The 12,559-nt window shown below is 56.2% G+C and carries 10 protein-coding genes; 3 read left to right on the forward strand and 7 right to left on the reverse strand.

All coding sequences use genetic code 11. The annotated features are described in order from the left end of the window. Positions 1–195 precede the first annotated feature (195 nt). From AU465_RS10185 to AU465_RS10215, 7 genes are all read right to left on the reverse strand, one after another. Entirely contained in the window at positions 196–2,439 is a 2,244-nt protein-coding gene (locus tag AU465_RS10185; protein ID WP_192246493.1) for an FAD-dependent oxidoreductase, read from the reverse strand. 142 nt (positions 2,440–2,581) lie between these two features. Continuing rightward, the gene (locus AU465_RS10190; RefSeq protein WP_192246495.1) at positions 2,582–3,424 is read right to left on the reverse strand and encodes an ABC transporter permease; all 843 of its coding nucleotides are present in this window, start codon (positions 3,422–3,424) and stop codon (positions 2,582–2,584) included. Beyond that, positions 3,417–4,262 (reverse strand): ABC transporter permease, encoded by an 846-nt coding sequence (locus AU465_RS10195; protein WP_192246497.1) that lies wholly within the window; start codon positions 4,260–4,262, stop codon positions 3,417–3,419. Before AU465_RS10195 ends, AU465_RS10190 begins: the two co-directional genes overlap by 8 nt. A 32-nt stretch (positions 4,263–4,294) precedes the next feature. Then, positions 4,295–5,365: a quaternary amine ABC transporter ATP-binding protein gene (locus tag AU465_RS10200; RefSeq protein WP_192246499.1), complete on the reverse strand. Its 1,071-nt coding sequence runs from the start codon at positions 5,363–5,365 to the stop codon at positions 4,295–4,297. A 78-nt stretch (positions 5,366–5,443) separates the two neighbouring features. Then, complete coding sequence (locus AU465_RS10205; RefSeq protein ID WP_192246501.1) at positions 5,444–6,295, reverse strand: glycine betaine ABC transporter substrate-binding protein; 852 nt, start codon at positions 6,293–6,295, stop codon at positions 5,444–5,446. Between the two features lie 187 nt (positions 6,296–6,482). Beyond that, the gene (locus AU465_RS10210; protein ID WP_192246503.1) at positions 6,483–7,811 is read right to left on the reverse strand and encodes an NAD(P)/FAD-dependent oxidoreductase; all 1,329 of its coding nucleotides are present in this window, start codon (positions 7,809–7,811) and stop codon (positions 6,483–6,485) included. A gap of 61 nt (positions 7,812–7,872) precedes the next feature. Then, entirely contained in the window at positions 7,873–8,757 is an 885-nt protein-coding gene (locus tag AU465_RS10215) for a dihydrodipicolinate synthase family protein (protein ID WP_192246505.1), read from the reverse strand. A 361-nt stretch (positions 8,758–9,118) separates the two neighbouring features. Between AU465_RS10215 and AU465_RS10220 the strand changes: the two genes are divergently transcribed. The 3 genes from AU465_RS10220 to AU465_RS10230 all read left to right on the forward strand — a co-directional run bounded on the left by AU465_RS10220 (position 9,119) and on the right by AU465_RS10230 (position 12,547). Further along, the gene (locus AU465_RS10220; protein ID WP_192246507.1) at positions 9,119–11,128 is read left to right on the forward strand and encodes a sigma-54-dependent Fis family transcriptional regulator; all 2,010 of its coding nucleotides are present in this window, start codon (positions 9,119–9,121) and stop codon (positions 11,126–11,128) included. 389 nt (positions 11,129–11,517) lie between these two features. Further along, positions 11,518–12,192 carry a hypothetical protein gene (locus tag AU465_RS10225; protein WP_192246509.1) on the forward strand — a complete coding sequence of 225 codons (675 nt, stop codon included), beginning with the start codon at positions 11,518–11,520 and terminating at the stop codon, positions 12,190–12,192. Positions 12,193–12,220: 28 nt separating this feature from the next. After that, positions 12,221–12,547 carry a cupin domain-containing protein gene (locus tag AU465_RS10230; protein ID WP_192246511.1) on the forward strand — a complete coding sequence of 109 codons (327 nt, stop codon included), beginning with the start codon at positions 12,221–12,223 and terminating at the stop codon, positions 12,545–12,547. Positions 12,548–12,559: the final 12 nt, after the last annotated feature.

Genomic DNA, 12,559 nt, shown 5'->3' on the forward strand with positions numbered 1-12,559 from the left:
GCCTTGGGCCTACAGACCTATGCCGCTCAAGGCCGTGGCCTGAGAACAGCGACTACGATTCATGTCGTTGTCCCAGAACCGCTGCACATTTCTGGGCGACATGCATTAGCCGGTGGCGTGACCATTGAATCGGTTGACCGCCCGCCCTGCCCGGAGCGGGTTGATCACGAGCAGGTGCCAAGCGTCAGACTTAGTCTAGCCGGCATCCGGGACCCAGATGAAAAACTGATCTCCCTGGGGCTCGATCAGGAATGATCGGGCCTTGGAGCATCCCTTTGGTGCGTTGTACGGTGTCCCCGTGGCAAGATCGAATTCGGCAAAGTGAAGCGGGCATACAAGCCGCCGCCCCTCGAGGAAACCTTCCGACAATGACGCTTCCGCGTGGGGGCATCTATCTTGCAGGCCGAAATACTCGTCACCGACCCGGGCCACGACGATCTCGCCGATCGGTTCGACGTGGATCCTTTCCAGTTGTCCCTCCCGCAGCGGACGCATGTCCGGCAAATGGCGCCGTGTTCCCTTGGCGGCTGGTTTTTCGCCAGGGCTGCCATTGCCGTTGAGCTTGCCTACGGACGCCTGCTCTTGCGAGATCGCGAACTGGTGGACCTCCCGAGGCCGATTGACCCCAATTGCGAAATTCTCAAATTGCCAGAATGGGTAAGGCCCGTCGTCGGCTGATTGGGGAATTGCCGAAGGATCGGGCATTCCCGCAATGTGTATCGTGATATCGTACTGATCCGACCAGAAGCGAGGGAGAGGTAAGGAGGGGCCGTCCCTTCCCAGCATGGCGTGAGCGGCGCGGCTGGCCTGCTCGGTTGCGTTCTGCCAACTCTCTAGACGGATGCCATCAAGCCTGGCTGAGCTACTCTGCCGCGAGACGTCGCCAACGGCGAATATTTCAGGGTCGCTGGTTGCCCCGTTGGTATCGGTAAGAATGCCGTCCCTGCAGTCAAGACCGGCGCGCCTTGCCAGATGATCATTGGCGACTATCCCGATCGCGACCACGAAGAGATCCGCCTTTTCGACCTTGCCGTCGTACACCACCTCGACGTGGTCAGCATGCTCGGTGAACCGAGGCTCCTTTCCAAGCACGAACCGTACGCCATTTTCGACATGGACACGTTCGAGATAATCGGCGGCAACTTCAGGCAGTGCCTTGGCGCAGAGGCGGGCGTCTCTTCCAAACAAGGTAACGTCGATAGAGTTCTTGCGAACCGCCGCAGCCACCTCCAGGCCGAGCCAGCCGCTTCCAAGCACGAACATGCTGGCTGCATTCTTGAACGCTCGCCTCAGCCTTTCGGCATCGTCAGCCGTGCGAATGTAGTGAATGCGCCCATATCCACGGTCCAGCTTTGCCAGGCGGCGCGCAGTGCCCCCCGTGGCCAGCACCAAGCGGTCATAGGGGTATTCCATGCCGCTGGCGGTTTCCACGATCCGTTTTGACCGGTCTATGTGCACTACGGTTTCGCGAAGATGCACATTGACGTTCATCGCCTCGGCTTCGGCAGAGGTGAGAACAGATGTCAGGGCGGGCTGGTCGCGGTCTACAGCGAAGTTCTTGGACAATGGAGGCCGTTCATATGGCGGGTGTGGTTCATCGCCAAACAACGCGATCGACCCCTCATACCCGCACTCCCTGAGGACCCTTGCGGTAGAACCGCCCGCCTGCCCGGCGCCGACGATCACAATTGAGGATGGGGCGGAATGAAGATCAGCGACAACTTCATCGCCGAGCTCAAGCCAGCCTTCATTGAGAACCTCGCAGTAGATCCCGAAGTTCTTGCCGTACTGCGTAATCAAGGTTCGCAAAACCGAGCGATCCTCCGGAACGCCGAATTGCTCCAATGTGGTGAAGCTGCAGCGGCCGCATGGCTGCGTGCCACGAAGCCGTAGATTGCCGATGCTGAATTCCTGACCGAGCAAATTCAGTTCCGGGGGCTTGCCGCCTTCGGACTTCAGGTCGACCACCACGTTGGGTCGAAATCGCCGCTCATCGATGATGCTTCCCGGGAGGATCCTCTTCAGTGCATCGAGCGCTTGTCTGCTCAACAAATGGATTGGGCTCAGCGAGTATCGATGTTGCGCGATCCTGTCCTTGAGTTTGGCGCCGTAAGGTTGAACGCTGACGTGTCGGCCCAAGAAAGTTGAGAGCTGTTTCCAGAGTTGCGGATCATCGTGATGAAGCCAGTCTTTTCCGTCCAACGACACCAGAACTTGCCCATCCTCAGGATCCTGCCTGGATAGAAGCCGCGGCACCCTGCCCCAAACCTTCTTGGCGGGTTGTACGGTTTCTTGGGTTTCGGTGTCGATGATTGCAAATTGCCTGTCTCCTGAAAGTCCCCGTTCGGTAATATGCGCACGAGGTAACTTTTCGCCGGCGAGAGAACTGACTGGATAGCGCCATATTGCCACTACCGAGCCAACACCCGACTGCGTCATTCCATTACTCCCTTTCAAGGCGATTTGGCCGAATTGGTCGCCGCTGCCGTCGCTGCGGCGACCTGGATCACACGCCAACCTTGCGATGCCACTGGCTCTTAACTCGCCTCATGGCGACGTGGGACTTCCTTTTGATGCAGTGTTAGTTCGTGGCGAGGTAGACCTTGGGAATAGCACCGCGAAACACTCGATCCATGATGATGGCCAGTGCGACGATCGCCAAGCTGGCGCGCAAGCCCACTCCAAAATCGAGGCGGGTCAGACCGCGGGTGACTTCGGAACCAAGTCCGCCAGCCCCGACAAGCCCTGCCAGCACCATCATGGCGAGCGACAGGAGAATGCATTGGTTCACGCCGACGAGAAGCGTTGGCAGGGCGGATGGCAGTTCGATCTTCTTCAGGACGTCGATCTTGTTCGCACCGATCGCGTTGCCGAGTTCAATGCGCTCTTTCGGTATCTGCGCCATCGCCAGGACCGTCAGTCGCACCATCGGGGCAATACCATAAACGATAGTCGAGATCAGTGCCGGTACTGTACCTAGCCCGAAGAGAATGACCGCCGGAACAAGGTAGACCCAAGGAGGCATTGTTTGCATGATATCGAGTATCGGTCGTGTCGCGCTTTCGAGACGCGAGCTGCGCGACACGAGAATTCCAATCGGAATGCCAAATAGGACAGAGAACACAACGGCAACCATGACCAGAGCCAACGTCTGAATTGTCGCATCCCACATCCCCAGCAACATGCACAGGAAGAGCCCGGCCAGCGTGAGCAGGCCGTGGCGCCATCCTGCAAAAAGCAACGCGATCACCGCCAGGACGCCTGCCACGACCGGTGCCGGTCCGAGGGATAGCACCTCGATAATGCTGGTCACCAGGAAATCGAAGAATGTCGTTATCGCGGCGAAAACATCATGATAGTTCAGATTCAACCACGACAATGCAGGCGCTACGACTGATCCCGGAGAAAGCTGCGCGTTATCCATGTGAACCTCCCGATCCAAGCGAACCAAGCCGTTGGGAAAATCTGTCCAAAACGATGCTGAGAACGACGATGGCTATCCCGGCGTTAATCGACTTGTCGATCTGCAGGGTCCGCACAGCGTCGTAGACGGTCTGGCCGAGACCGCCAGAACCGACGATGCCGGCGATAACCACCATACCGAAGCCGAGCATGAGGCTTTGGTTGACACCAGCCAGGATCGCGGGGAACGCAAACGGAATCCGGATCTTGAACAACGCCTGCAGCGGCTTCATTCCGACAGCCGTGCCCAGCTCTCGGAACTCTGTGGGCGTCATGCGAATGCCGTGGGCCGTCAGACGCATCGCGGGGGGGATGGCGACCAAAGTCGTCGCGCACATTGCGGTTGCCGGTCCGTAGCCAAGCAACGCAATCCCCGGAAGCAGGTAGATGTATGCCGGCATCGTTTGAATGAAGTCGAGCACCACATCGCTCGCCTTCGTCAATCCCGCCGCCAGACCCACGAGGATGCCGCTTGGGATCGCGATCAGAAGCGCTATCAGCGTTGAGCTCAGGACAAGCGTCAAAGTGCTCATGGTCTCGGACCACAACCCCATCGCCTGGCAGAGCCATAGGCCCGCAGCTGCGGCGACGGCGAAAACGCGTCCGACTGCAAACCAACCGACCACGAGAACAATCAGGATGAACGCCCAATACGGCGTCAACCCCAAGAGCCCGTCGATCAGGTTGAACACGAAGTCGAGAATTGCCCGAAATGAATCAAAGAACGTCGTGGCGTTGTCGTTGACCCACATCAGGGCGTCGTTCACGACTGAATCAAAGGAGTCTGTTATATCCGGCATCACATTGCCCTCCTGCTGGACCCTATGCCCGTTCAGTTGACGTCGATGCCCCGCACGGCCTTGAGAAGGTTCTCGCGTGTTACGATGCCGACGGTACTGTTCCGATCGCTAATCGCGATCCGGTCGGCTCCGTGTTGCAGCGAGCTATCGATCAACGTTTGAAGATCGTCGTCGACAAAGGCGGTTGGCATCGAGGATTTATCGCCCTGGACCGCGCCCGGCTTCGACATGATCGAATGCGCCTTCACAAGGTGCAATCTGGAAATTCCCTCAACGAAGTCGGCAACATAGTCGTCGGCCGGCCTGAGCACGATTTCCTCGGGGGTTCCGATTTGAACAATTCGTCCTTCCTTCATGATGGCGATCCGATCGCCAATCCGGATGGCTTCTTCAAGGTCGTGAGTGATGAAGACGGACGTCTTGTTGAGCTGGGTAGACAGTTGCTTGAATTCGATCTGCAACTGCTTGCGGATGAGCGGGTCCAGCGCGCTGAATGGTTCGTCCATGAGCAATATCTCGGGGTTTGCAGCCAGGGCGCGTGCTATTCCCACGCGTTGCTGCATGCCGCCCGAGAGTTCCCTCGGATAGCGCTCCGCCCAGTTCTTGAGACCGACCTTCTCGAGGGCAGCCAAGCAGGTCTCCGTTCGCTGGCTTTTGGACAGCTGCTGAACCTCCAACGGAAGGGAGACGTTCTGAAGCACAGTGCGATAGGGAAGGAGCGCGACATGCTGGAACACCATCCCTATATGCTTGGCACGCATCGCCCTCAGATCGCCTTCGGCCATCTTGCAGACGTCCTCTCCGCGTACGATCACCTCGCCGACGCTTGGTTCAATAAGACGATTGAAGTGGCGAATGAGCGTGGACTTCCCGCTGCCCGAAAGTCCCATTATGCAGAACGTCTCGCCTTCAAGCACCTCGAAAGAGGCATCGGCCACAGCGACCACGACGCCGAAGTCCTTTAGGATCTGGTCTTTGTCGTGCGTGCCCTTTTTCGCAGCGTCCACCGCAGCGGAACTCTTCGCACCGAAGAACTTCCAAACAGAACGGCACTCGACCACCTTGGGACGAGTGACAGTGTTAGCTTGCTTGATCTTGTCCATGATACCTCCCTGGCATAGCTGAAAGCGGCAAAGCTAAGTGCGGCACCCGGCCTTCGCCGGGTGCCGACTGGTTGAAGGTTATTCAGAGGACATCACCGACCACTTCTCGACAGTCGCCTGGTGCTTCTGCCACCAATCGTCGACCGCCTGCTCGATGGTTTTGCCGTCGTTCATCGCCGAGTTGATGTCGACGTTGTCCTGGAGCGGCAGGTAAACCGAGGCAAGACTTTCACGAGCGTGGGGGTTCTTTTCCGAGAAGCCCTTCTTGGCGATCCAGTAATAGGCCTGCGGAGGCGCAAACGAACCCTTGGGATCCTTCAGGAACTTCACGTCGAACACTTTCGCCATCCATGAAGGCGTCCAGAGCATGGTGACGATAGGCTCTTTGCGCTCCAGCGATGACTTGAGCTGGGCAACCATCGCCGCGGTGCTGCCGTCGATGATCTGGTACTTCAGATCATAGTCCTTGAGGGCATTGTGAGCCTCGCGCATAAGACCCGAACCGGGCTCGATGCCGATGATCTTGCCTCCGACCTTATCGGCGATCGTGTTCAGCTGATCGACTGAATCGACAGGAACATAGGAAGGCACCACCAATCCCTGCACGACACCGAACGAGACGATCGATACTTTCTCGAGCTTGCTATGGAACTTGGCCCAATAGTCGGAGGCGATGTAGTCGACATTGGAAAGAAGGATGTCTACGTCACCTTTCTGGAGCGCGGCGTATGCGATGCCCCACTCGGAGAATTTGGTGAATTCAATCTTGAATCCCTCTTTCTCAAGGAACTTCGAGGTTACAAGTGAGATCGCCATCTGGTCTTCCCAGGAAAGGCTGCCCACTTTTATGACTTTCTCATCAGCCTTAACAGGCGCCATGGCGAAGATCATCAAGGCGATTGCCGTGAATATTCTAACAAAGATTTTCATGTCATGCTCCCTTTTTAAGTCTTGTCCGTTGATTCAAGTTCTTGCGAATTGTTCTAGTTTCACTCCTCCTCTTACACTTCGCCCTTAGAAGGCTCTCCGACGCGGGCGGCTCATCAGCTGCGCCTGCTTTGGCGAGCTTTCCGCTCGCCAAACCAATTCCCAAAATCAGCGACGCCCCGGATGGGCGTCAGATCTCTCCGCCCGCTTGGAACTCGTCCCAGGCGAGCCGCAGGTTCGCTCCCATCGTCAGAAATGGTTCAGGAGGGCACCAACTCGGCGCGTTGGTCTTCGCGAGATATCGAAGTTCCTCGCTGTCGATCCCGCAGACCAGGTCGGCGAGATATAGGCCGAGCATGCTGCTGCGCGTCAGGCCAAGACCATCGCCAACGGTGCCGGCGAAGACATTCCTACCGACTTCACCAAATAACGACTGAGTATTAAATGTCAGCGGGATCATGCCGCCATACACGTACTCGAAGTTCACGTGTTCCAACTTTGGAAATCGCGAAACAAAAGCTTTGCGCAACTTGTTGCGGGCACGGTGGACCCGCTCGGGCGAAGTGCATTGGTGGGTCGAGAACGATAGGCCGTTGCGAACGAATATTCGCCTGGATGCGGTATATCTCACAGTAGTGCCGGCCGGGTGAGCCGCGGTGCATCCCCAGGGCTCGACGTTTCCGAAGGTGGTCAACTCCTCATCGCTTAACTTGCGCGTGAACGCGCCGAAGCTGTTGATGCCGTATAGGCGGCCTGCCTGGGGGATGCCGAAATGGTTTGCGAACGCGCTCACCGTTAGGATGATCTTGCCCGAGCGGACGGTCTTGCCGTTCACAAGGCGCACGCTCGGAGTGGGCCCATCCAGAACCTGCAACACAGGCGTCGTCTCAAAGACGTGGACGTTCTGCGGCAAGACGGACGCCAACCCACGCACAACTTCCGCGGGGTTGATGAGCACCGTTCCGGGGGTAAAAAGAGCCCGTATGTAGTACTCGGTACCGAGCTTTCCAGCCAGCTCCGCCCGCTCGAAAACCTTGCTCTCGGTGTCGATCGCGTCGAGAAATCGCGCCAGATTGTCCAGAGCTGGAAGGAACCGCTTTTCGCGGGCAGCCAGGAATTTGCCGGACTCACGCCAATCTATCTGGAGATTGTGCTTGTTCTTGAGTTCTCGCATCCGGTTGATGACGATCGTGTTCAACCGGAAGCGCCATCTGTGATGCTCGAGATCGACTTTGGGATCGCCGACGGTCACATGAGGGACATCGATCATGAATCCCGCGTTCCGGCCGCTGTCCCCCATCCCGACCTGCAACGCCTCAAACAGCGCGATCTTCGCTCCCGGCCTGTTCTCGGCCAACCGGGACGCGGCGTTCACGCCGGCAAAGCCGGCGCCGACCACGATGAAATCATAGTCGGCTTCCATCACGCTCGAATCTGCAAAGCTATGATCCTTGTTGGTAGCTGTGCTGAACCAGCCCAGATCACCAACAGGCGCGGGAAAACGGCTAACCTCTTTCATGGTCGGCTTCCTAGCTCCTAGCAACAAAGGCTTGGAGCAGTGGTCGGCGCTCTATTGCCCATCAGTAGAGCTTCGTCTTTTCCAAGATCTCATCGATCTCGGACTTCTCGGCCTGCGAGAGTGGTAGCCGGGGACGGCGGCAGAAGCCCCCCTGGAGGCCAACCTTGTCCATCGCGTACTTGGTGGCCTGGATGAACTTCGACGTGTTCTCGAAATATCTCGCCAGGGGACGATAGTTCTTCGACAGCTCACGTGCCTTTTCGGTTTGGCCGCTTTCAACCAGTTCCAACAAGTCCCGAACCATCCGCGGCGCGATATTGCCCCCGAGGCAGACCCAGCCGCGAGCGCCCGCGCTGAACGCCTCGTAGTACATGTCTTCGTACCCGCAGACCGGCGTAAGCTGGCCATTGAGCTCGTCTACAATCCTCGAAATGCGTTTCACGTCGTTCGAGGACTCTTTGATCGCCACGATGTTGGGATGCTGGCTGAGCTTGCTAACCAGGTCGAAGGGCATGTCGATGCCGTTGCTGCCTGGGTTGTTGTACAGCATGATTTTCACATCGGTGCCGTTCGCAACGTCGGTGTAATAAGTGTAAAGTTCCTCAGAGTTGAGGCCGAGACCAGGGTGCGACAGCAGTAGGACGCCTACTCCGCCGTTGTCGCCGACATGCTTCGTCAATTCGATGACTTTCCCGGTTGTGGTGGCGATGGTCCCCGCCATCAGCGGGCAGCGTCCGTTCAACCGCTTGGCGGCGAATTCGAAGAGAGCCTTGCGTTCTTCGACTGACATCGCGCTATATTCGCCGAGCGTGCCTGCAACGCATACGCCATAGCCACCCTTGTCGGCGTAGTGGTCGAGATTGTCTCCGAACGCCCCATAGTCGATGCTGCCATCCTCTTTGAACGGAGTTGCAACAACGGTGAAAACGCCACGAAGCTCGCTCATCTTTTCATCCCTTTTCCACTCAGCCGCGATTGGCTGACCAATGACGGTGCCCTCCTAAATGCAGGTTCCGTGCCAATTGGAAAAACCTAGTCCTTTTTGGGAGTAGTTGCGGGCCGCAGGCTTAGCGAAGGTGCGCGTGGGCTCTTGTCTTCGCTGCCAGAGAGACCAAAACGTCACAAAAAGCGACGTTTTCTGCCTTTGGATTGACAAGAGTCGCCTTGCTTGCGCGAACCTAACGTATAAATTTGACACATTTCCTTGCATGACGTTTAGCAACGTGCCTTTATGATACGAAAAGTGGCGTGCTCTGCACCTCAGGCGCCCGATACCGGCGTTGAACGCGAGTCACACGGAGAAGAAGATGATTTTGGGCGACCTTCGTACAGTTCATACTCGTCAGATGTGGGAGCAGTTCATTGACGGCAAACCCATTCAACGCCAGTCGCTCCCCGACTACGTCTACCGAGCATGGACCAACTGCCGCGACCACCAGATAAACCCGCGACAGGTGCTTGACGCTCTCACTATGCCGGCCGACGAATTCGAGGCGCTGAAAGAGAGGTATTCGGAACTCATTGAGATTGCCGAGCCGGTTCTGGAGATGGTGCTTTTCTCGACCAGCAGCGCTCAGTTCATCGCAATGCTCACGTCACGTGAGGGCGTAATCTTGTCGGTAGCAGGCGACTTGGACAGCCTGAGTGTGCAGGAAAATTATTACAATAAACCTGGCGTATACTGCGATAATAGATACTTCAGTGCGCGAGCAACAACCTTGGCTCTGCAGGAAAAAAAACCAATATCCCTGTGTGGCAGTGAGCATTTCTTGGAAGTATTTCATAACTCATTGTGCTATGCCGCTCCTGTATTCAACCCCACCGGCGACGTAGCCGCATGTGTGTCCATAGCATCATCACTAAGCAATTCGAGTCCGAAAACTTTTTCTATGGTTGCTGCGGCTGCAAATAACATAAGCTCGCAACTCCACAGAAAGCACCTGTACGAATCGGGAAATTATCTTAGATCAATGGTGTATTCTATTTGCGAAACTCTTCCAGATGCTCTGATAGCCTTGAATAATGAAAGAGCCATTACGTATGTCAATCGCGCGGCTGAAGACCTCTTGGACTCTCAATCGGCAAATCTCGTGGGAAAGAATATCGCCGACTTCTTCGACGAACCGAGCCTGAAAGACATATCCTACCAGATCGATGCGAATAAGAAGAACAGCGTGTCGGTCACACTCAAGAGCCGCAACACAGGAAAGTGGCTTTGCCGGGCACTCCCACTGCAAGATGCCAATCGCGCAACTGTCGGTATGACATTGTTCCTCGCTTCGGAAAAGCAAATCGTCCAGGGCATAACGCAGGTCGGCGGAAATCGCGCATACTATCGCCTCGAAGACATCCAGGGGGAGTCTCCGCAGCTGAAAAATTGCGTGCAGTTGGCGAAGAAAATCGCCAAGAAGGCGAACCGTGTCCTCATAACGGGCGAGAGTGGAACCGGGAAGGAACTCTTCGCTCAAGGCATTCACAACGCCAGCCCCCGGCATGCCCAGCCATTTGTCGCCATTTCTTGCGCATCGATACCGCGTGATCTGATAGAGGCAGAACTGTTCGGCTATGTTTCCGGCTCTTTTACAGGCGCTAGCAAAAACGGAGCCGTCGGAAAGTTCGAACTCGCACAGAATGGAACGCTCTTTCTCGACGAGATTGGCAGTCTGCCAATGGAGGCCCAAGGCAAGCTCTTGCGAGCCCTTCAGCAAAATGAAATCACTCGTATCGGCGGCAATGTTCCAATCCCAGTTAATGTGAATGTTATTTCCGCCAACAATGTGAACCTTCATGAACTCGTAAATCTGCGCATGTTCAGGGAAGACCTCCTATACAGACTCAATAGTGTTGAAATCAACGTCCCGCCGTTGCGTGAGCGAACTGGGGACACCGAGTTTCTAATAAAATACTTCATCCGAACGCTATCGAAGGCGCAAGGCCGGGAGGTCACGATCTCGTCTAGCTGGCTTGACCCGATGTTGCAGCAACACTGGCAGGGCAATGTTCGCGAGCTTGAACACGCGTGCGAAACAGCGCTCATTTTGTGTGACGAGGAGGTTCTGACCCGCCGACACCTTCCGCACTCGGTCAGGGGTAATATCGACAGTGAGCCGAGGGAGCAGTTGGCCAGCGAGTGCGAATCCCTCGAGGAGAACTTTCGCAAGTGGCTGGTCTCCGCTTTAGAGAGTTGCCACGGAAATCTCACCACCATAGCAGCAAAGCACGACATTTCACGCAGCACACTGTATCGGAAGGTTCAGGAATATGGGATCGACGTGAAATCCTTTCGCGCTCGCAGGCGAAAAAAGGTGAGACACTGATGGCTGCCAAGCCGCCCGCCCCTGCCGAGAGGCTATCCTAAAACCGATAACTTCGACATTTCGTTCCTATTTGCGACGAAATATCGAATGCGCGTTCCTAAACGCGTCTTTGTGAGACATTTCCTCCTCTAGTCGCCAGTCAACCGCGGCAATTGTCCAAAACACATCGCGTCATATTACGACGTTTATGCGACTTACAGATCGAGCCATCGAGTGTGCGCTGCGGGCAATGCCGGCCCATGCGGTAGGTACGCAGTTGGCACACGGCTTGCTTTGAAAATCGACGAGATAGCTTCACAGAGCTTCAACGCGTTAGCGGTCGTTGGGGGCTGAGCAATATTATGTCCGTTCGGAATGTTGACCCAAAAAGATAGTCCGGAGAAAGCCCGATGGAATCCCAGCTTATCGTGATGCTGACGCAGAACGACATCACCGTTGAAGATGCAGATGAGGTTTTTGATTCCTGCAAGGACCTGCCGGTCAGGTTTTGGGGCTTCAAGAATGTGGGAATTTCCAAGAACGACACCCGCGCGCTCGTCGAGACAATGAAAGCCAACGGCAAGGTCACGTTTCTGGAGGTCGTCACTTACACGGAAGAGTCCTGTCTGGAGAACGCGAAACTCGCGATCGAGTGCGGCTTCGATTATCTGACTGGCACCCGGTTCTACCCTTCGGTGGCGGAACTTCTGAAGGGGACCCCTGTAAAATACTTTCCTTTCGTCGGAGACGTCGACGGCAGCCCAGTGCTTTTGAGAGGCACGACAAGGGAAATCCTGGACGAGTGCAAGCGCCTTGAGGCCGCGGGTGTGCATGGCCTGGACCTAGTCGCTTATCGCTACGTCGATGGGGATCCCGTCGACCTGGCCAAGAAGGTTGTGGCCTCCGCCACGACGGACGTCATCATGGCCGGGAGTATTTCCAGCGCCGAACGGCTTGCGATCGTGAATGAGATAAACCCATTCGCCTTCACGATGGGGAGCGCTCTATTCGACAAATTCTTCGTGCCCGACGGCGACTTCCGCCGGAACCTAGAGAAGGTCGTCGACCTGATGGACGCCCTTTAGATCCAATCCGCACTCAAAGGAGAAAACAATGGACAGCGCAATCAAAAGGCCCTCGGACACGAAAATCTTCATGGAAGGGCCGGAGGTATGCAGGCTTTATTATAAGACTGAAAAGCTGACTTTTGGTTCGTCTCAGCTCAATCCGGGCCAGACGGGCGCCGTTGATCACGGGCACCCGAATTCTCACGAAGTCTTCTTCTGCGCACGCGGCACCGTGCTGCTGCGCGTGAGTGAAACCTATTATGAAATGCATGAGGGCGACGCCGTTCTTGTGCCCCCTTCGGAGCCGCATCAACTGACGAACATCGGCTTGGACGTGGCGCTTGTGACCTGGAGCCTGGCGCCAAGCGAATAGTCAGGCTCGTCG

The organism is Mesorhizobium silamurunense (assembly GCF_014843905.1).
Taxonomy (GTDB): Bacteria; Pseudomonadota; Alphaproteobacteria; order Rhizobiales; family Rhizobiaceae; genus Mesorhizobium; species Mesorhizobium silamurunense.

Excerpts from the sequence above, each read along its gene's own strand:
- AU465_RS10185 (WP_192246493.1), bottom strand. The coding sequence starts at position 2,439 with ATGACGCAGTCGGGTGTTGGCTCGGTAGTGGCAATATGGCGCTATCCA.
- AU465_RS10190 (WP_192246495.1), bottom strand. The coding sequence starts at position 3,424 with ATGGATAACGCGCAGCTTTCTCCGGGATCAGTCGTAGCGCCTGCATTG.
- AU465_RS10195 (WP_192246497.1), bottom strand. The coding sequence starts at position 4,262 with ATGCCGGATATAACAGACTCCTTTGATTCAGTCGTGAACGACGCCCTG.
- AU465_RS10200 (WP_192246499.1), bottom strand. The coding sequence starts at position 5,365 with ATGGACAAGATCAAGCAAGCTAACACTGTCACTCGTCCCAAGGTGGTC.
- AU465_RS10205 (WP_192246501.1), bottom strand. The coding sequence starts at position 6,295 with ATGAAAATCTTTGTTAGAATATTCACGGCAATCGCCTTGATGATCTTC.
- AU465_RS10210 (WP_192246503.1), bottom strand. The coding sequence starts at position 7,811 with ATGAAAGAGGTTAGCCGTTTTCCCGCGCCTGTTGGTGATCTGGGCTGG.
- AU465_RS10215 (WP_192246505.1), bottom strand. The coding sequence starts at position 8,757 with ATGAGCGAGCTTCGTGGCGTTTTCACCGTTGTTGCAACTCCGTTCAAA.
- AU465_RS10220 (WP_192246507.1), top strand. The coding sequence starts at position 9,119 with ATGATTTTGGGCGACCTTCGTACAGTTCATACTCGTCAGATGTGGGAG.
- AU465_RS10225 (WP_192246509.1), top strand. The coding sequence starts at position 11,518 with ATGGAATCCCAGCTTATCGTGATGCTGACGCAGAACGACATCACCGTT.
- AU465_RS10230 (WP_192246511.1), top strand. The coding sequence starts at position 12,221 with ATGGACAGCGCAATCAAAAGGCCCTCGGACACGAAAATCTTCATGGAA.